General features: G+C 59.3%; 16 protein-coding genes. 2 read left to right on the top strand and 14 right to left on the bottom strand.

Translation table 11 applies throughout. From position 1 onward, the window contains the following. From ACRTG1_RS07405 to dctP, 11 genes are all read right to left on the bottom strand, one after another. Entirely contained in the window at nt 1-2,037 is a 2,037-nt protein-coding gene (locus tag ACRTG1_RS07405) for a filamentous hemagglutinin N-terminal domain-containing protein (RefSeq protein WP_432515998.1), read from the bottom strand. After that, on the bottom strand, nt 2,034-2,999 hold the full coding sequence (locus tag ACRTG1_RS07400; RefSeq protein WP_432515997.1) for a ChaN family lipoprotein: 966 nt from the start codon (nt 2,997-2,999) through the stop codon (nt 2,034-2,036). The genes ACRTG1_RS07405 and ACRTG1_RS07400 overlap by 4 nt, the downstream gene beginning before the upstream one ends. Then, a complete protein-coding gene (locus tag ACRTG1_RS07395) occupies nt 2,996-3,586 on the bottom strand; it encodes an invasion associated locus B family protein (protein WP_432515996.1) in 591 nt (196 codons plus the stop codon). The genes ACRTG1_RS07400 and ACRTG1_RS07395 overlap by 4 nt, the downstream gene beginning before the upstream one ends. A gap of 852 nt (nt 3,587-4,438) precedes the next feature. After that, a complete protein-coding gene (locus ACRTG1_RS07390; protein WP_245447471.1) occupies nt 4,439-5,242 on the bottom strand; it encodes an SDR family NAD(P)-dependent oxidoreductase in 804 nt (267 codons plus the stop codon). Next, nucleotides 5,239-6,081: a fumarylacetoacetate hydrolase family protein gene (locus ACRTG1_RS07385; protein ID WP_432515995.1), complete on the bottom strand. Its 843-nt coding sequence runs from the start codon at nt 6,079-6,081 to the stop codon at nt 5,239-5,241. Before ACRTG1_RS07385 ends, ACRTG1_RS07390 begins: the two co-directional genes overlap by 4 nt. A 76-nt stretch (nt 6,082-6,157) precedes the next feature. Continuing rightward, entirely contained in the window at nt 6,158-7,000 is an 843-nt protein-coding gene (locus ACRTG1_RS07380) for an IclR family transcriptional regulator (RefSeq protein ID WP_412033174.1), read from the bottom strand. A 9-nt stretch (nt 7,001-7,009) separates the two neighbouring features. Continuing rightward, nucleotides 7,010-8,293 carry a TRAP transporter large permease gene (locus ACRTG1_RS07375; RefSeq protein ID WP_113154386.1) on the bottom strand — a complete coding sequence of 428 codons (1,284 nt, stop codon included), beginning with the start codon at nt 8,291-8,293 and terminating at the stop codon, nt 7,010-7,012. 1 nt (nt 8,294) lies between these two features. Further along, entirely contained in the window at nt 8,295-8,819 is a 525-nt protein-coding gene (locus ACRTG1_RS07370) for a TRAP transporter small permease (protein WP_206544764.1), read from the bottom strand. A gap of 69 nt (nt 8,820-8,888) precedes the next feature. Next, the gene (locus ACRTG1_RS07365) at nt 8,889-9,317 is read right to left on the bottom strand and encodes a cupin domain-containing protein (protein ID WP_113154384.1); all 429 of its coding nucleotides are present in this window, start codon (nt 9,315-9,317) and stop codon (nt 8,889-8,891) included. 52 nt (nt 9,318-9,369) lie between these two features. Continuing rightward, a complete protein-coding gene (locus ACRTG1_RS07360; RefSeq protein WP_432515994.1) occupies nt 9,370-10,107 on the bottom strand; it encodes an SDR family NAD(P)-dependent oxidoreductase in 738 nt (245 codons plus the stop codon). Nucleotides 10,108-10,195: 88 nt separating this feature from the next. After that, entirely contained in the window at nt 10,196-11,194 is a 999-nt protein-coding gene (gene dctP, locus ACRTG1_RS07355) for a TRAP transporter substrate-binding protein DctP (protein ID WP_206544762.1), read from the bottom strand. Between the two features lie 286 nt (nt 11,195-11,480). On the opposite strand from dctP, the gene ACRTG1_RS07350 reads away from it, so the two are divergent. Both ACRTG1_RS07350 and ACRTG1_RS07345 read left to right on the top strand, forming a co-directional pair. Next, on the top strand, nt 11,481-12,716 hold the full coding sequence (locus ACRTG1_RS07350) for a metallophosphoesterase family protein (RefSeq protein ID WP_432515993.1): 1,236 nt from the start codon (nt 11,481-11,483) through the stop codon (nt 12,714-12,716). After that, nucleotides 12,716-16,150 carry an AAA family ATPase gene (locus tag ACRTG1_RS07345; protein ID WP_432515992.1) on the top strand — a complete coding sequence of 1,145 codons (3,435 nt, stop codon included), beginning with the start codon at nt 12,716-12,718 and terminating at the stop codon, nt 16,148-16,150. Before ACRTG1_RS07350 ends, ACRTG1_RS07345 begins: the two co-directional genes overlap by 1 nt. A gap of 341 nt (nt 16,151-16,491) precedes the next feature. On the opposite strand, the gene ACRTG1_RS07340 is transcribed toward ACRTG1_RS07345, so the two are convergent. Genes ACRTG1_RS07340 through ACRTG1_RS07330 form a run of 3 tightly spaced genes read right to left on the bottom strand, consistent with a single transcriptional unit; the run spans nt 16,492 to nt 20,103 of the window. Further along, nucleotides 16,492-17,211 carry an ABC transporter ATP-binding protein gene (locus ACRTG1_RS07340; protein ID WP_432515991.1) on the bottom strand — a complete coding sequence of 240 codons (720 nt, stop codon included), beginning with the start codon at nt 17,209-17,211 and terminating at the stop codon, nt 16,492-16,494. Beyond that, on the bottom strand, nt 17,208-17,951 hold the full coding sequence (locus ACRTG1_RS07335) for a hypothetical protein (protein WP_297558343.1): 744 nt from the start codon (nt 17,949-17,951) through the stop codon (nt 17,208-17,210). The genes ACRTG1_RS07340 and ACRTG1_RS07335 overlap by 4 nt, the downstream gene beginning before the upstream one ends. Then, complete coding sequence (locus ACRTG1_RS07330; RefSeq protein ID WP_432515990.1) at nt 17,938-20,103, bottom strand: glycosyltransferase; 2,166 nt, start codon at nt 20,101-20,103, stop codon at nt 17,938-17,940. The genes ACRTG1_RS07335 and ACRTG1_RS07330 overlap by 14 nt, the downstream gene beginning before the upstream one ends. Nucleotides 20,104-20,440: the final 337 nt, after the last annotated feature.

The following is a 20,440-nucleotide window of genomic DNA, read 5'->3' as shown; positions in this document are numbered from 1 at the left end:
CTACTCTCCCACCAATTGGCTGAAGTGCCCGACGGGACGCTTTGCGGTCGTAAGCCCGGTGAGCGGTGCTCGCACAAGTGCGACCCCGCCCGGGACCGTGACGCCATTGCGCGCTTCCAGGACGCCGGCATCAACAATGACGGGTTTGAAGGCTTCAATGGCAATGGAACCGAGCGGCGCGGTCATAACACCCCCGACATCCAGCTCTCCCATCCAGATGCTGGAGCCGCCCCAGAAATTGTAAAGACCGGGCGACCGCCGATAGATGCTCGCGACCCGTGTCCCTTCAATCGTCACTTCAGGTGCCTGAAGATGCAGATCACCGTAAGACGTGACCTGCCCGGCGTTGGAGATCGCATCCCTGGCTTTTAGAACGACGTCTGAATGGCCGTTGATTGCACCGCCAAGCAGAGCGATGTCCGAGCGGCCGGAGCCGATGCAGGAAAGCCCGCACGTCTGGATGAAGGACAGGGAACCGGTAGCAAGCGAACGATTTTCGATCGCGACAGCCTCGATGCTGATGCTCCCGCCAAACCCGGCTGCGTCGCCATTCGCATTGATGGAACCACCGATATTGACGACATTTCCCGTGGCTGTGAGCGTTACGTCGGAGCCGACGATGTAGGCCTGCTGACCCGCGATCCGCTCATGGCCATAGTCAAGGGACGCGTATGTAGTGACCAGACGCTTTTGCCAGAGCGAATACCAGATCCGCTTTCCGACATCTTCTCTGTAAGTCCACTCGCCCGCGGGTGATGCTCCCTCGACGATATCAATCGTGTTCGTGATATCGCCTCCCGCATCGATCCGCGTTTTACCGTTCGCCAACAGCCTGCCGGTGTTGTTCGTGATGGAACCGCTCGCATGGACGTCGAGGTTTTCAGCCGAGGCGAAAACGATGGCGAGCTGATCGGCATGTTCGCTCAAAAGGCGGATATCTCCGGCCGCTTCGAGAGTGACCCCGCCTTTCGACAGAACATTATCTGCATCCCGTGTCGCACCCGACATCAAAACACCGGTATTCGCTATGTCGCCAGACGCCGCCACAAGAGTGAGCGCACCGCTTACTGCCTCCACCGTGACCTGAGATTTGCGCACATTCGAACGCGCCTCTATTTCAGCCCCCTTGATGGTGACATGACGCGCTGCCTTGATATTTGAGGCAATGGCAACCTTGCCACTTGCGTCGATGACAAAATCACCGCTGGCGGCCAGTCCGGAACCTGCATGAGTGACACCCGCACCGTTGTCGGTTGCCAGGATGCGTACTGTGTTGGCCTTCAGTGATCCTCGCTCGGTGATTTCGATCGCCCTGCTGTTCGCCGCCGTGGCGGGAACGACGCTCAACTCACCCCAGCTTTCGAGGTCCGCGTTCGCAAGCACAGCACTGTCGTATTCAACACGGCTGCTTCCGGCATGCAGCAGTATCTCTGATCGCGCACTTTCGGACCTGCTCTCTACGGGGCCGTCTATCCTGATCTCGCCGGCAAGCAATTGGAGGCTCGCCATTGCACCTGACAGCCCTGCTCCCGTGACATCGATGCGTCCGGAAGCCGTTTCCAGAACGACATTGTCCATGCTGACGCCCGGCGCTTTATGGGTCGTGATGGATACGCTGCCGGTCGAAAGCGCCACCCCGCCTGTATTGATGAACACGCCTCCATCGACAACGATGCCGTTCGGATTGGCCAGAATGACGTGAGCGGGAACGCCAAGCACCTCCAGTGCGCCGTTCAGATTGGAGATCCTCGAAGACGTCACTTCGTTGAGGATCGTGCGGGCAATGGCGCTGCGATTGTCGAGGTTAACACCGGCTGCCGGAACCGAGAATTCTGTATAGGTGTTGTGGCTGATCCCTGACGGGCTGGATGGCGCGATCGAGACAGTTGAAACGCCCGCCGCATCAGTGGAAACACTCGTTGCCGTACCCCCATCGGGAACAACCTGCGCCACCGCATCCGGCATTGGCGCAACCAAGGCAACACCAGCAAAGAGCGCCACGCACAGTTTTGGTCGACCTGATACAAGGGGGCTCATCGCGACTGCTCCGCTGCCCGCTCTGCCTTGCGGCCAATACCGAACGGGCAGTTGACTTGCATTACAGAAGGACCGCCGGCGACCCACACAAAATCAAACTCATCCGTCTCCCGCATTGCCTTGGCATCCACGGCAGAAAACGCGCCAATAACAACAATCTTTCCGGGTTTCGCATCAGCCTGCTGCATCAATGCGTGGAACAGCGATCTGTCCTTACGGACGTGGCCACGGCCGGCGTGGACAAGAACGGCAGGATCGGTCTTTGATCGGGCTGCCAAACGCGTATGTAGTGCGATCGCCCGCTCAGCCATGGACAGGTCTCGCATGATCTGCTGCTCGCCGAGCCGGGCCGCTTCCTTGCTGTCGATAAGTTCGCAATGCGCGCGTTTCATCGCGCTCGCCCAGGAAGCACGGACTGCGGTCAGATGCCCTCCCAGCCAAGGCTCGGGCGAGGACACGCTTCCCTCACCGGCGTCCCCCCCTTTGATATCGATCCTCAATGAGAACGCCCTGTCAAAGAGGGCAAGCCAATGCTCGAACGCCGGCCAGCCGCGCTTCCACCATTGTAGTACCACTCCAAGCCCGGCAGCATTTTCCGGATTTTCCCTACGATAACGATCAACCACCGGCTGATCGTCTACAGAAAGAATCTCCACCACCAGACCCGCAGGCCGGCCGCCTTCTGCCAGCATGGACAGCAGGCAAGCTGACGCTCGCGCATGCTCCGGCACGCCATGCACTTCGCCGAACAGAACAACTCCGGCGTCCCGCACCCGCTCTGCCAGGACGTCAAATGTCAGTGTTTCTCCGGTCTTGGTCGATACAACCACCCCAGGACAGTCGGCATATGCGCCCGGATATCCATCGGCCGGCGTTCCAGACGCAGACCACAGTCCAAGAGCTAGAGAGAAAAGTCGCGCGCTCGAGCCAATCTGCATTCCCAATGACCAGCCCGACATCATTGCGCACCCGCCCTGTCGTCTGAGCGGCCGCCCTGGCTGAGTTCGTCAAGACGCTTCAAGCCTGCCGTGATCCCCTTAAGCGACACGGTAACCGGTATTTTTTTCGAGCGTCCATCCTGCAGAGAAGCGACGAGCTTCGCACCTCTCTTCAAGGAAACCAGAAGCGCCTCATTGAGGGCGAACCCGGCGTGACATCCGCTGATATTACAGGTTTCGAATGCTGCGCGCTGGGCCTTCCCCCGATCAATCGTCAACTCGACGCCGCCCGGAAGGTAAACGTTCAGCGGCGCGGACACGATCGCAATCGGCTCACTTTTCTGCAGGACGATGTTGAACAGAAATGCAACATCCCGACCTCCATTAATCGCCTGGGCCTGCTGAAGCCGGCAGGCGCTCGCACCCGTCGCATCCACCTCCCGCACCACATTCACCTGTGCGGATGACCTCGCGCATACAATCTCCCAATCATCGAAACGCTCAGCATGTACAGGCGGCAGGATCTGCGTATTATTTTCGCCTATCTGCTCCGCCCGAGCGGACACACCAGACAGCAAGAGCAAGCCGATGACCGCCACTGCGAAACGCATGTTTCGATTGGAGTTAGACGGCACCATCCGAGAACAGGGCGCGTTTTGGATCAGGACTACACAGACATAAGCACGGCAATATTCTGCCCACACCCAGAGCCGACGCGCTGTATGCATGATAGAAAATCCAATTATTATAAATAATATAAATCAATTAAATTATTTATATTACAATTTTAATTATATAAATTCGAGAAACCTAATTCATCACTATGTATCAGGCTTTCAAAAAATACAGAATACCCTTGTCTAGAATTTTAAATTCACAATTGAAAATGTAATCAAAAATAAGATATATTTATTATCTCTAACTTTATATTCAGTAGAAAAAATCTGTAACATTGTGGCAAATGAAATATTACGGATGGTTTCGTTCAATATTTTACAGACCCTAAAACCATCTGGGAAGATCCCATCGAACTTGCGACCGCATTACAGCGTGCCGCGAGAGATTTTGGCGTTCCGGATTTAGATAACAAAACTGGGCTAGCAAGATAGAAAGCCTCAGCCTGCGGTAAACTCCATACGCTGGCATGATGGTCTTGGCCATCTGGCGATGAATGTCGATGGTGACCTGTCTGGAGGCCGGAATGGGGAAGCACGCCTGCGCATCGCTGGAAGGCAGTGAGGCCGATACAAGGGGAGTTTCCATTGCAGCGCCGCAGCGTTTTTACGTTGCCGCTGATAGGGATTGAAAGCCTGGTTCCATTGGCGCAAACTCTCGCCCAATGGGCCAAGTGACCCGCTGATCGAAAGGCTGCCCAGGGCTGGACTGACGCCCAAGACAAAGGGGCCGGAGGGAAGCACTATTCGCCCCCCGGCAGCTCTCACGGCAGACGCCGCTCCCGCGCCCTACCCCCGCAAAATTCCCGTATCAACGCCGACCCGCCGATAGGCCGCGCCGGCGACGAAGCCGCCATCGATCAGGAAATCCTCGCCTGTCACGAACCGCGAGGCGTCCGAAGCGAGATAGAGCACGAGCTGCGCAACCTCCTCCGCCTCACCGGAGCGCCCGGCAGGGGTCAGGTCGATCATCGGGCGCAGATGCGGTGACTCGCGGTTCAGTCCCGTCACGATCAGGCCGGGGCAAACCGCATTCACGCGAATGCCATCTGCGGAAAACTCGTTCGCCGCCGACCGTGTCAGGCCGCGAAGCCCCCATTTGCTGGCCGTGTAGGCCGGATCCGCATGGCCGGAGAATGCGGAATTGGAGGAGATGTTGATGATGCTGCCGCCGCCGCCCTCTACCATCAGGGGAGCTGCGGCGCGGATGCCCAGAAAGGCGCCCGTCAGGTTCACATCGAGAAGCCTGCGCCAGGCTTCGGGCTCCGTCGACGCGATCAGCGTGCGATTGATGATCCCCGCATTGTTGACGAGGATATCGAGCCTGCCAGCCCAGTCGCGCATCGCCGCGACCGTATTTCCCCAGGCTTCCGCATCGGTCACGTCCAGCTGACGAAAGCACGCGCGCTCGCCGAGCTCCGCCGCCAGCGCCGTTCCTTCATCCACAAGCACATCGCAGATCATGACCTGCGCGCCGCACTCGGCCAGAAGGCGCGCTTCCGCCTCCCCCTGACCGCGCGCGCCCCCGGTGACGATTGCCGCCTTGCCGGAGAGATCCGTCATCTGCGCCCGCCATTCGGCAGCCGTGCTCACGCCTGCACCATCGTCTGACGCTGCTCACCGAGACCGGAAATGCCAAGCCGCACGACCTGCCCTTCCCTCAGGAAGGTTGGCGGCTTCATGCCAAGGCCGACGCCGGGCGGCGTGCCCGACGAGATGACATCGCCCGGCTCCAGGGTCATGAACTGGGAGAGATAGCTGATGAGTTCCGCCACACCGAAAATCATAGTGCTGGTGTTGCCGGTCTGCCGCCGCTCGCCATCGACATCCAGCCACATGCCGAGATCCTGCACATCGGCAATCTCGTCCCGCGTCACAAGCCAGGGGCCAATCGGGCCAAACGTGTCGTGGCTCTTGCCCTTCGTCCACTGCCCGCCTCGCTCCGACTGGAAACGGCGCTCGGACAGGTCATTGATGAGACAGAAGCCGGCGACATGATCCATCGCCTCGGCTTCGGAGATGTATTTCGCCCGCGAGCCGATCACCACGCCCATCTCGACTTCCCAGTCGGTGCGGTCCGAGCCACGCGGAATTTCGACATCATCATTGGGTCCGCAGATCGCGGAGACGGCCTTGGCAAAGACAACGGGTTCGCTCGGAGGCTCCTTGCCCGTCTCGCGCGCGTGGTCGGCGAAGTTCAGTCCGATGCAGAGAAACTTGCCGACCCGACCGACGCAGGGGCCAATCCGTGGCGAGCCTTCAACAGGCGGAAGGGAAGCGATATCCAGCGCAGCAATCGCCGCGAGCCCTGCGGGAGAAAGAGCATCGCCGGCAATGTCGGGAACATGGTGCGACAGGTCACGGATCTGACCCTCCGCATCAACCAGACCGGGCTTTTCCTGCCCTTTCGGCCCATAGCGCAGCAACTTCATCTGTGTTTCTCCTCCTTGAACGGGTCGGGCTTGGATGGATCGGGCATTTCGTCGGCGATCACGCTGATCGACGAACTCAGCCCCGATAAACGGGAACGCGGCGCGGACGCGCTGCCGCGATGGGTGCGGTGGCGGCAAATTTGCTGGCGCGCAGAATGCCGTGCTCGATTTCAGACGCGATGTGGCGGATCTCCTGTGCCAGCGCATCACGCTCGAGACTGTTGAAGTGTTCGATGGACAGGACGAAGACGACGCTTCCCAGAACGCGCTCCTCACCGTCGCGGATCGGCGCGGCTATTCCGACGAGACCGTCGACCACCTCGCCCTGGGTGATCGTCACGCCTGCACTGCGGATTTCCGCCATGCGCGCGAGGAACGCTTCCAGCGTTTCGCCGAGGCCACTTTCGCGAATGCGCTCGGCGTTCCACGAATGGATGCTCTTCAGCTGCGAAGGCGAGAGATTGGCCAGAATGACCTTCGCCATCGCACCCTTGAAAATCGGCATGGAACGGCCGGGCTTGTAGATCTCCGGGATGCTGTGGTCGGGCCATGCATTGTCCGCGCAGAGCACCTTGTCGCCATAATAGCTGCACAGCATGATGTTCATGCCCATGCAATCGGCATAGTAGCGGATCAGATAGCGCGCCGCGCGCAGGAGCGGATCGTTCTCCCGCTTCAGCATTTCCAGCTCGATCACACGCGAACCGATCACATAGCTGCCGCCGCTCGCGGGCGTCAGCAGGCCCGACCGCGTCAGCGCCTGCAGATACCGATAGGCGCTTGCACGGGACGAACCCGACAGTTCCGCCGCCTGGGCGACATCGATCATCAGATTGTCTTCGTTGAACCCGTTCAGAACGGACAGCATCTTGTCGAGGCTGTTCATCTTGCCTTCGGTTTCGTCTTCCAACGGAGCCATGACGTGTCCCTAATTTCCAGAAATGAAGTTCGCCGGTACCATAACGATATCGGGGAACAGGATAAGCAGAACAAGCACGGCAATCTGCGCCAGGATAAACGGCCCCACGCCCTGAATGACCCGTGCGAGCGGTATCCGGGCCACGCCGGCCACGACGTTGAGCACGCTGCCGACCGGCGGGGTCAAAAGACCGACGGCCGCCGCGATCATGAAGATCACTGCAAAATAGACCGGATCGATCCCTGCCGCCTTGATGGTTGGCATCAGGACCGGGACGAGGATCAGGATGATCGGCACCATGTCCATTGCACAGCCAATCACCACGACCAGCCCCACCACTGCCGCCATCAGAAGAATGGGATTGTCGGCAAAGGGCGCAACCAGCGCCGAAATCTGCGCGGTCAGGCCGGCAATCGTGATCATCCAGCTGGAAACCAGAGCGGCAGCCACGAGGAACATGACCATGGAGGTGGTCTTGGCCGCGCCAAGAAACACGTCGAAGAGCTGGGCGACGCTCAGTTCCCGATAGATCACCATCGAGACAAACAGCGCGTAGACGGCAGCGATCACACCGGCCTCGGTCGGCGTGAAGACGCCAAAGCGCAGACCGACGAGAATGATCACGGGCAGCATCAGCGCCCAGATGCCCGACCACGCTTCTTTCATGACAACCGAGAATGGCACGCGTTCACGCGTCACCGTCTCTTCACGCCGCGACACCAGGAACCAGGTGGCCGTCAGCGCAAGCGCCATGACGAGGCCGGGCACGATGCCGGCGATGAAGATGCGCGTGATCGAGATATTGCCCACCACGCCGATCAGAATGAAGCCAATGGACGGCGGAATGACGAGGGCGGAAATGCCCGCCGATGCGATAAGCCCCGCCGAGCGCCCCTGATCGTGCCCCGCCTTCACCATCATCGGCACGAGGATGGCCGCAAGCGCTGCGGCGTCGGCCGCAGCCGAACCAGAGAGACTTGCAAGGATCAGGGCCGCGAGGATTGCCACATAACCAAGCCCGCCGCGCACATGGCCAACGGCTGCAACCGAGAGATTGACGATCCGGCGCGACAGGCCGCCCGCATTCATCACTTCGCCGGCGAGCATGAAGAAGGGAACCGCCATGAGCGGAAAGCTGTCCGCGCCGTTCAAAAGGTTCTGCGCGATCACCTGGGCGTCGAAGAAACCCAGATACCACATCAGCGCGATACCGGTCATGATCAGCGCATAGGCGATGGGCATGCCGATCGCCATGCTGCCGAGCAGGCTGACGAGAAAGACACCAAGCGTCATCTCACTTCACCCCGCTCTGCTGGAGAGCCTGCAGCTCTTCATCGAAGGTCACGACGCGGTCGAGCCTGCCGACAACGATCAGATAGAGCCGCCAGACCAGAATGGCGCCGGTCGACACGCCAAAGATCAGCCCGACGCCCACCAGGAACGAGATCGGCAATCCGGTCGCCGGCGCATAGGTGTGCATGTTGAGAAGAAACTGCGTGTAGCTGCCGGAGATGATCAGCCATGTGGCAAAGATCATCAGCACATGGGCAAGGCCGAGGCAGATCCTGCGGAGTGGGCGCGGCAGGCTGTTGACCACGAATTCCAGCCCCAGATGGCCATTTTCCCGGAGAACGACAATCGCCCCCAGAAACACCATCCAGACGAAGAGCCAGCGCGAGAACTCCTCGGACTCCGTAATGCCCGAGTTGAAGGCGTAGCGCAGCACCACATTGCCGAAAACCAGCAGAACCATGCCCGCAAGGCAAACCACAATCAGTATTTTCAGCAGTCTGAAATAGGCTTCGATCACCTTGGACATTGGTCCTCCCCCTCCAGGATCATGAATGTCACGCGCGCCCCTCTTTCCGGGGGCGCTGCGCTTGGTCGCTTATGCGGGACGACGATAGCCTTCCAGATCGCTGTCGGGAACGTCTGGCAGGTTGACCACGATATTGTCCGGCGTCCGGCAGGTCAGCCAGACCAGCTCCTCGGTCGTGCTCATGTTCACTTCCACATGCGGCATGTGCGGCGGCACGAACACGAAGTCGCCGGGCATCATGTCCACATAGTCGCGGTAGCCTTCGCCGAAATAGATGCGGCCGTGGCCGGAGAGAACGTAGCCGCCCGTCTCTGCTTCGCCATGATGATGCGGCGGCGAGCGAAAGCCCGGTTCGTTGGAAACCTGGCCAAACCAGATCTTCGTTGCCGGCGTGTGCTGCGGGCTGACCCCCGAGCGGCGAACGCAATCGCCGGACTGGCCGGTCTTGTCGCTCAGCTCATTGGCGCGGGTAACGACGGGGACAACGGGTCCACTCATCACAATCTCCTGTTGGATTGATGTTGAAGTCGGTGAGACGGCAATCGCCGCCTCAGTTCATGTGCATGCCGCCATTCACATCGACGGCAGAGCCGGTCATGTAGGACGACAGGTCGGATGCGAGGAAAAGGCAGGTGTTCGCCACATCCTGCGGCGCTCCAAAGCGACCGATCGGGATCTGCGGCAGAACCCGCGCCGTCTGCACATCATCATAGAAATCACGCGTCATGCTCGACATGATGACGCCGGGGTTCACCGCATTGATACGAATGCCGTTCGGAGAGATTTCGCGCGCGACCGACTTCACAAGCGACAGCACGGCACCCTTGGAGGCAGCATAGTGAGCGCCGCCCATCAGGCCGCCGCCACGCTGGCCGGCAATGGATGCGATGCAGATGATCGATGCGCCGCTTTCCATCATTCCCAGCGCGCCCTGGGTCATCATCACCGTGCCGCGCAGATTGATGTCCATGATGGCGTCGTAATCGGCAGCGGTGATTTCGGTGAATTTGCGCGGCTGGGTGATCCCGGCATTGTTCACCAGAACATCGAGGCGAGCGAAACGCTCACGCGTCACGTCGAAAACATGCCGGCAGGCTGCCTCGTCACGCAGGTCTGCCGCAACACCGACAGCCCGTTCGCCGAGCGCCTTTACGGCCTGTTCGACGGCTCGCTCGTCACGGTCCACGACCACGACGGATGCACCCTCGGCCACAAAGGTCTGCGCAACGGAAAACCCGATGCCTTCAGGGTTGCCAGCGCCCGTGACCAGCGCAATCTTGTCTTTCAAAAGCAATGACTTCTCCCACGCACGAAAAACGCAGCACAAGGCTGCCCATCCTGCCGCGCGGCCGAACCACGCGGCAGGACAACCAAACTCAGTTGGCGCTCTTCGAAGCTTCGATCTCGGCCATGAACTCCGTCACGATCTCCTGATCGAGCTGTGCGCTCACTTCCTCGACCACCGGCTTGACGGCATCGCGGAAGGCCTGAAGGTTCTCGGCCGAGATCGTGTCGATCTGCATGCCCTTCTCCTTCAGGAATTCGAGCGTTTCGCCGCTCGAGGCGTTGATGATCTCACGATTGTAGTCGGAGCTCTCCGCACAGGCGGCGCGGACCGCATCCTGCTGGGACGCATCCAGACCATCCCAGAACTTCTTGCTGGCATAGACAACCGAGATGGTGGTGAAGTGCTGGGTCTCGGTCAGGTAGTCCTGAACCTCATAGAAAGATGTCGAGCGGGTGACATCGTTGGCGATCTCATTGCCGTCGATCGCGCCGGTCTCCAGAGCCGTAAACGTCTCCGGGAAAGGCAGCGGCGTCGGGTTCATGCCCATGGCTGAAAGCGCGTCGATATAGACCTTGTTCTGGATCGTGCGGATGCGCAGCCCCTGCACATCGTCGAGGCTGGTCACGGGACGCTTGTTGTTGGTGATGTTGCGGAAGCCGTAATCCCAGAAGCACAGACCGACGAGGTTGTTCGGCTCCATCTTGTCCAGAATTTTCTGCGACACCGGGCTGCGGGAAACCTTGTCCAGCTGCTCGTAGCTGCCGAACATGAAGGGAAGCTGGAAGACGTTGAATTCCGGCACCATGGCGGCCAGGCCTGCAGTCGTGGTCACCGCCATTTCGACGATGCCGCCCTGCGCCGAGGAGATCGACTGGATCTCGTTACCGATCTGGGCCTGCGGGAACTGGCGCACCGTGACGGCCCCGCCGGTCTTCTCCTCCACAAGCTCTGCAAACTTCGTGACGGTCTGCCCCATCGTGCTGTCCTGGGCGACGGGGTAGCTGAACTTGATCTCTGCGGCGGACACGGCGCCCGCGCTGAGTGCGGCAACCGAAACGGAAAGAGCGGCGGCTTTAAGCAGTTTCATGAATTCCTCCCAAAAAACACATCTTGGCGATGGCGCAATTTTCGTAACATCACCATGCGATACCTGTCAAAGTTTTTTGACCTTTTTTGAATTACAATTCTCACAATGTGATTTTTATATGAGATTTCACCTATACGAGGGACGCTGCTTCAGCGCCGCATCTCCCTTCGCAACCAAAGGGTTGAGCCACAGAACGTCGTTTTCCCCGAAAACCTGAACGACCGACGCCGGGACATGCTTGAGATTGGCGATTGCCGGTGACATGTTCATGTCCAGAGGAAACGCATTGATCAAAATTCTGCACACCGCCGACATTCACCTCGACTCCCCGCTCAAATCGCTCGCCCTGCGCGATGTGGCGCTGCGTGAAAAGGTGGAAACCGCCAGCCGCGCCGCCTTTTCGCGGATCATCGACACCGCGCTCTCGGAAGAGGTTTCGGCGCTGCTGATCTCGGGCGATCTCTTCGATGGCAAGGAGCGCAGTGCGCGCACCGCCGCCTTCCTCACCGGACAGCTCGATCGCCTGCGCGCGGCGGGTGCCCGGGTCTTCTACATCAAGGGCAACCATGATGCCGAAAACCCCATAACCGGTACGCTCGACCTGCCCGATCATGTGCATGTCTTCGACGCACGGGGCGGAAAGGTGCAGCTTGCGGAAAATGTCTGGGTGCACGGCGTCAGCTTTGCAGATAGACACGCGCCCGACAGCCTCCTGCCGCGCTTTTCGGCCCCCGTGGCCGGTGCGGTGAACATCGCCATGCTGCACACATCTCTTGCCGGGGCGGCGGGGCATGACACCTACGCCCCCTGCACTGTCAGTGAATTGTCAGGGATGGGCTTCGATTACTGGGCGCTCGGCCATGTCCACAAGAGACAGGTCCATTCGCAGGCGCCATGGGTGGTCATGCCCGGCATCCCGCAGGGGCGTGACATCGGAGAAGCAGGCCCGAAATCGGCGACGCTTCTGAGCATCAACGACGGTGGCATTCGCGTCGACGAAATCCCCACATCGGCGCTGGAGTTCACCAATTCCGCGCTCGACATCACGGCGGCGCAGAGCGACGAGGCGTTGCGCACGCTCCTGCGCGATCACCTGCGCACGACCGCCGGTGAGCTGACGGCAGATGCCGGCGTTCTGCGCCTCACCCTGCAGGGCGCGCCGGAACGTCACTGGCATTTCCTGCGCGACCGCGATTACTGGGGCGAGCAGATCAGCGAACTGGCGCGGGAGACCGACCGCCTCTGGATCGAGAAGCTGGACTTCAGCCTCGACGCGCCGGCACAGCACGACGGCGCGCTTAGCGCCACCGACGAGCTGGCCGCAACGATCGCCGCAATCCAGGCGGAACAGGGCTTTGCGAGCGCGGCCCAGACCGAAATCGATGAGGTTCTGATGGATCTGCCGCCGGCCATTCGCGCGCGGCTCGTGCCCGATGAGGCCGCAGCGGAAAGGCTCACCCAAAGCCTTGCCGAAGCCGGAAGCGAGCGTGTTTTGGCGCGCCTGAAAGGTGCTGAAAACTGATGCGTCTGCGCAAACTCTCCATGGACCGTTTCGGCCATTTCACGGGCCGTCAGTTCGACTTCGGCGAAGCCGGAGAGAAACCCGATTTCCACATCATCTACGGGCCCAACGAGGCGGGCAAGACGACCACGATGGAGGCGGCGCTGCGCCTCTTCTATGGCTTCCCGAACCGCGAGGGCTACGCCTTCAAACACCAGCGCAGCAATCTGCAGGTGTCCGGGCAGCTGGAAATCGACGGCGACCTGCGCTGGTTCACCCGCCTTCCCACGCGCAGCGGCGCGCTGGTGGATGAGGCAGGCGCCCCCCTGCCCGAGACCGCCATATCGGCCCTTCTGGCCGGTCTTTCCGAAGAGGATTACCGCCACCTTCTGTGCCTTGACGACGAAACCATCGAGCGCGGCGGCGAAGAAATCGCGCAGGCGCGCGGCGATATCGGGCGGCTTCTCTTCTCCGCAGCCGCCGGCGTGGCGGATCTGAGCACCGTTCTGGACAAGGTGCGTGAAGAAGCGGACGAAATCTGGCGCAAAAGGGCCAGCAAGACGCGCATCGCCATTCTCAAGCGTGAGCTGGCGCAACTTGAAAAGGACATTCGCGAGCGCGACGTTTCAGCAAGCGCATGGCGCAGCCTCAAGAAAGAGCTGGCCGATGCGCGCAAGGCGGAAAGCGAAGCCAGAACCGCGCGTGATGGGCTGCTTGAGAATGCGGCCCGGATTGCCGCCAGACGCCGCGCCCTGCCCATGCTGGTCGAAATCGAGGCGCTCGCAGCCCGCATCGCGCCCTTCGCATCCTTCCCCGAAAGGCTGGATTTCGAACCGGAAAGTCTGGTCACACTGCTTGCCGAGGAAAGCCGGACACGGGCGGACATCGAGCGCCTGACCATGGAGATCGAAGAGGCGAGCGCGGCGCGCGATGGTCTGAGCCGCGCACCGGAACTGGCGGCCCTCACCGAGACGCTGGACGCACTGGACGATCTGCGCGCGCGTGACGTGACCGCGGGGCTTGATCTTGAACGCCGGCGCGCAAATGTCTCTGAAGCCGAGAGCGCCATGCTTCGCGCAGCCAGAGACCTTGGCGCTGACGAGACCACCGATCCGCGCAGCCTTGTGCTGACGCCCGCCCAGATCGCCAGCCTTGAACGCGCACGCGATGAATTGCGCGGCGCCGAGCAGACGCTTTTGGCCGAAAGCCGGGAGATCGAGGATCTGGCGGCGCGTTTCGAGCAGGCGGAAACGGCACATGAAACGGCGGCAGCGAAGATCCCGGCCGCGTGCGGGATCGGCGAGATACTCGCCCGCCATGATGTGGAGCGCCTTGTTCCCCTTATCGCACGGGCCGAGCAGGCGATTGATGCGGCGGCCGCTGACGAGCGCCTTGCGCGCGAATGCCTCACGGTCGGCGCTGTCCGTTTCGAGACGCTTCCGGACTGCCCGACAAGCCTCCTGAAGGCGCAGGACTGGGCCGAGACCCACGCGGAACTTACGCGGCAGATCGCCCAGGCCGAAGTGGCACTTTCCCAGCATCGCGAGGATCTGGCCGCCCGCCGCGCGCAGGCCGCCCAGCTCGCCTCCGACACAAGCCTTGTTTCAGATGGCGAGGCCAACACCCTCAGGACCGAGCGGGACCGGCTTTGGCAAAAGCACCGCACGGAATTAAACGAGGGGACCGCACAGACCTTCGAACATGCGCTTCACGCGCTTGATGCGGCGATGCAGTCGCGCGTCCTGCAGGCGCGCGATCTCGGGCAGCTGCGCCAGATCGAACAGGCCTGTGCTGAAGCGCAGGCGCGCGCCGATCAGGCAGAGGCGCGACTGACAGCGCTTCGCGAAAAACAGGCAGCGCTTGAAAGCACCGTGAACGATGCGGCCGCATCCGCCGGCCTTCCGCGCTCGCTGTCGCCTGCCGAATGGCTCGACTGGGTGAAGCGCCATGAGGTGGCGGCAGAGACTTCGGCCAGAACTGCGAGCCTGCGCGAGACCCATCGCCCGACGCTGGCGCGGGCGGAGCATCTGCTTGATGCGCTCCTGCCCTATGTGAACCTCGAGAACCCGGATCTGGACAGCGCTCTTGCCGCGGCCCGCACTCTGGCCGAGGCGGAAAGCGAGGCGATTGCCGCTGCAGCACAGGCTCATGAAGCGCGCCGCACGATTGACGAAGAGCTGCGCCGCAGAACGAAAAGGCAGGAAGCTGCAAGGGAAAAGGCCACACAGGCCAAAGCTTTCTGGCGCGATCTGGTGCGCGATCTTCTGGGTTCAGCCGTAAATGAGGAGAGCCTTCTGGCGACACTCGATCCGCTGCGGGCTCTGCGCGACGGCGAAGAAAAACGCGCCGATGCCGCGCAGCGCGTCGCGACGATGGAGGCCGATCAGGCGCTTTTCGAAAGCAGGGTCACGGCGCTCGCCGCCACCCACGATCTTCCCGTGGCCGAAACCGCAGCTGCAACATTCTCGCTGCTGCGTGAACGCTCCGAAGCGGCACGCGCTGCGGAAACACGCGCGGCGGAGCTGAGCGCAAATCTCGACCGGGCCAGCACCCGGCTGACGGAGAAAGAGAAGCGGCTGAAAGACATAGACCGCGAGGTCGAAGTGATGGGGCGGATTTTCCCCGAAGACGCGCCGGTCGACACGCTCGACGCCCTGCGCCGCACCGCGACACAGGCCCAACAAGTCATCGCCGAGCGACAGGAAAAGGCCAGGCTTGAACGCACGGTTCTCTCCGAACTGGGCCTGGAAAGCATGAAGTGCGCCCGCGATATGCTGCAAGGCGTCACAGCTGCCGCCCTTGAAGCCGAGGCGGAAAGCCTGAAAGCTGACGCTACGGAGGCCGAACGCCAGTTGACCGCAACGACCGAGAAGCGCGTGACGGCAGAGCAGGCGCTGCTTCGCGTGACCGGCGACGCCGACATTGCCGCCATGACGGAGCGCAAGGCCACGCTTGAATTGGAGTTGGAAGAGGCTGCCCGCGATCATCTGGAGCTTTCGCTGGGCTACCGGCTGGCCGACGAGGCGATCCGCCGCTACCGGGACACCCATCGCAGCGGCATGATGGCCGCCACCGAAAGCTGCTTCTCAACGCTGACGCAGGGCGCTTATGAACGCCTGACGACACAGCCCGAAGGCAATGACGAAACGCTTCTGGCAGTCGCTCGCGACGGCACGGCCAAGCGGGTGGCTGAGCTTTCCAAGGGCACGCGTTTCCAGCTTTATCTGGCGCTGCGCGCCGCCGCACACGAGCAGCTGATCGCGCAGGGCACCCGCCTGCCCTTCTTCTGCGACGACATTTTCGAGACATTCGACGAAAACCGCACCAGCGCCGCCTGCCGGGTGATGGAACAGATCGGCCGCCGCGGCCAGGCCATCTACCTGACCCACCACCGCCACGTGATCGACCTGGCACAAAAAGTCTGCGACACCCCACCCCGCGTTCATGAGATTTGAGGAAGTGTTTTCGCCCCCCCCTGAACGGGCTCATGGAACAGCTACGGGGCGCACGCGCCCCGTGCAGTTTCCTCACGCGCGACCGGAGACGGTAAGGTTTCGTGGAAGCCCATAGCCCTGGACTGGCAGTTGCTGCTGCTCAGCGAAGCACCCGCTTCAGCAACCCGTAAGCGCTCTTCGCACCGGGTATTCTTCTTACAAACTTTTTGAGAGGCCCTTTGGACGCAATGAACCGCGCACGGATACGATCCCGCACCGCATCGTAGGCGATCACATAGAAGCGAACGAGCTTGTAATCACTGACAGTGCAGACCCAATCATACTTGTTGTAGTTCTGCCTGTTATCTTCGATTTGCTGCCTTAGCTCGCTGATTAATCTCTTTTTGGTATCTGGGGAGCACGTCATCGATTCCACCGCTCTCTACAACCTCTCCACCTTCAAGCCATATCAGCTCGTCGCACCAGCTGCGAAGGACCTTCTCGCTGTGCGATGCAACCACAACAAGATCCGCGACAGCCTTGATACCGCCAGAACTTCGCCGCTCGAAGTCAGCATCCAGAACTGCCACCCATTCATCGAAAACATAGATCGACCCACGCGTGAGCCGAAGCATGCTCCGATCCAGCCGTGCCTTCATGCCAGACGAATAGGAGGCAACGGGTTCGTCCAGTTTCCCCTCAAGGGCGGAGACTTCCTCGACATGCTTTTCGAAATCCCGCCACGACAGATCCGCTTTTGACAGATAATATTTCAACCGCGCATTCTCGCGACCGGTAAGCCCCTGAACCATACCTCCGGCGATGTCCAGGACCGAGGCCACAGATCGCTTGATCGTGAATTCCCCTCGAGACGGGGTCATAACCCCGCTCATCAATTTCAGAAACGTGGTCTTCCCTGCCCCATTGGGACCTACGAGGCCAATCCTCTGTCCACGACGAAACGAGAGGGTCAGGTCTTTCAGCGCATACTTGGCGCTCGCACGCTCCTTGCGCCCGAACACCATCGGCCGCTTGTACTCGACGGAAACGCCCTTCAGTTCGACAATCGGATCGTCACTCATTGGTAATTCCTCCAGTCACGAGGAGCCAACATCAGAATGCAGCATACGGCTACGCAAAGAAAAACAAGCCAGCCAGAGATCACGAGCCAGCTTGGCGAGAGGGAGGTGACGCCGAGGGCATAGCGGAAACCGGTTATGAAGTTCGCAATGGGGCTCCACTCTGTCGCAATCGCCCTGAACGAACCTGGTGTCGGGTTCGCATTGTAGCCCCAGAAGATGGGCGTAACGAAAAACAGGACGCGGTTCATCAGACCAAGGGCAAAGCGGAAGTCTTTGAACACCAGCGTGACGCTGCTGAGAAGGAAGGAAACCAGCACATCCACAACCAGAATCAGGAGATAGGAGAGCAGCATGAAGCCGATTGCGGGAAGACCGCCAACGATAACCAGGACAAGGCTTAGAAAGAAGGTCGCTATGAAATGGCGTGTGAGACGGTCGACGGTACACCATACGAAGAAGTCGACAAGCGACCAGGACGGACGCTCCAGATGCACCCTCTGGGTCCTGAATTGATCGGCACCATCGCCCAGAAGCATCGAGAACCATTGCCATATCCAATAGCCCGCGCACAGGTAAAGCAGATAGTCCGTTGCCTTGCCTTCAGATGAACTGAACACGAGAAACAGGAACAGCACGACAAAGCTGACCGATATCGGTTGCCAAAGCACCCCGATCGTTGTGCCTGAATATGCCCCTTTCAGGCTCAGGAAAGAAGCGCTGGCAAACTTAACAAGCCGCATGACAGATTGTTTCAACTCTTTTGGCCCACGTATTGTTCTCGATATAGGTTCGCGCCTTCGACAAAAACGTCTGCCGCGAGAACGTGGACAGGTACCTGTCCATCTCTTCGGATAGGCTTTGCTCCTCGGATATCGTGAATCCAAGATCATTCTGCTCCACGATCTCTCCTATCTCCGTATCCTTGAAAGCCACCACAGGCATGCGTTTCGTGACGTAGGACATGATTTTCACAGGAAAGGCGCTCTTGATATAAGGTATGGGCTCCATCAATATGCTTCCAAAGAAAATCCTGCCATCTGGCTGAAATTCATGATCAAAATTCTTGTCGAACTCAATTGAAGCACCGCTCTGACGCACTGCTTCTTTGAAAGCAGGCATCATACCATCAAACTCTTTTCTTCTTATATAGAAAACCTGTTCAACACCGCCTTCCAGAGACCAGAGCAATTGCCGCGTGAGGTCGTAGAAGGGACCAAGACCGCCCGTATAAACCAGAACAGCCTGGCAGTTGGCAGGCTCATTCTGTTCATCTCGATAATTCAGAGCCGCATCCTCAAATCCCGGCGGCAGCAGAATACAGCTGGAAGGTTCAATTCCGGCCATCTTCGCGACGCTCATCGTCGGCAGCGCGAGCGTGAGCATAGGGTTTTCTTTCGCTAACTTGATGCGCTTTTGCGTCTGAATACGTGAGGATGCATATCTACGTATATTTTTATTCACAGAAAGATAATACAAAGAAGTAAGAGAATGATAATCTGAAAGGAAATTCACAACAGGAATTTCCATTTCCTTGATTTTATTATCAACCTCCTCATCAAAAGACGTATAATTCGATCCATGCTCTACATACGCGAACACGCCATCCTTGGATTTTATCTCCTTCAGGATGGAAGCCGCTGAATCTCCAATATTGAAAACCGGCAGAATGCTCGTCTTGATATCGAGCTCCCGGTAGATTTCCAGCGTGCGTTTCTGACGAGCCCCTTTGATGTCTCTCCGGCCTTCAAGGAGATGAAGGATATTTGCCTTAGAGACAAAGACCGGAGCCGTGCGGATTGTATCCGCCTCATCCGCTGCTTCTCCCTTCAGGGCCTCCACATAGCTTGCCGACCTCTGAGACCATGCGAATGTGTTTGCCCAGGCCAAAAGCTGTTCGTCTTTCGCTGCATTTCCAATGCAGCTGCGGATGGAGGTCCACAGATCTGAAAAATCGCCATAAGGGCAGGCATGCCCGTAGCGATAACCATCCGTCACGTCGCGGTAGCCTGGAATACCCCAGTAGACGGCAGGTTTCCCGCGCGCGAAACACTCCAGCAACGTAACGCCATAGCTCTCATATTCGGAGAGATAAAGCCCCCCGAGGGAGCCATCCAAAAGCGACGCCAACTCTGCATGAGTGGCAAAATCCAGGAACTGAAACCGGTCTGATACCCCCCTGTCTCGTATCAGCCCCTCCAGTTTTGACCTGTACCCGTCGCCCTCGCCTACAAAGACAAAACCGACATCAAGCCGCCTGAGCTCGTCCTTGTACTCGTCGACAAATTCAATGATGGTCTCGAAACCGTAGATCCATTTGAAATATTTTGCGGTGACGAAATACTTCTCAAATCGGACAACCGACTTGCTCACACGGGCTGGTTCAAACCAGATATCTGCAATTCCGAGGTTCCGAACATAAATTCTGGCGCTGTCCGCCTTGAAGAGCTTTGCCTTCTCAGCAAGATAGACGGATGGGCAAATCACGCTGCCGAATTTGGATATGGAACGCGCCATGTCCGCATCCCTGCCCACATGGAACAGAATTTCGGTCCCAAGGCAGACAAGGGCCTTCCGCTCCATGGGCGCATCGATGTCCGCAACAAACTGCCCATAAACGGCGGCAGATATCGCAATGTACCTGGAATAGCCTCCCCGCATGCGCTCTGCCTTCGCGAAGAGCGCCCCCAGAGAGCGCTCGAACACGGTTTCAGGAGCGATTATTCTTGTATTGATTTCCCCATAACGCCGGGACAGGTCTTCACACCCACACCCGTCAAGACTGACAAGGGAGCACTGAATCCCATTCAGATGCAGTGAGAAAATTATATTGAAAGTGTGAACTGACTTCGCATTTCCGAAAACCAGAAACTCTTTAACGGGGCCGTTGCTCACGCGTTTCTTCCTCATTTCAGGCCACTGGACCGAGGCGCTGCGCTCCCCCACGCCCTCACGTCAACCTCTTCCAAAAGGTGGGGCATGCTGGCGGATGCCTAGCAAGAGTCTTCACAACTCGCAACCAGATGCCCCTTGGCACATCAACCTGCAGTTTGATCGCACAGCAGAAAAGCGCAGCTTCATGAAGAGATGTGGGTGTTTCACCTACGCAGCTCTTAAGCTGCCACATCAAGACAATTTCACGCGAGGCAACAACCTCCCCTCCTGAAAAAACAACCCAAGATTGATCCCGGCAATTTCTTATCCGATCGCCCCCTTGATTTGCGCTCCTAAA

The sequence above is a fragment of the Nitratireductor sp. PBL-C9 genome (genome assembly GCF_050877045.1).
Taxonomy (GTDB): domain Bacteria; phylum Pseudomonadota; class Alphaproteobacteria; order Rhizobiales; family Rhizobiaceae; genus Nitratireductor; species Nitratireductor aquimarinus.
This window is presented reverse-complemented; position numbering and strand designations above follow the sequence as displayed.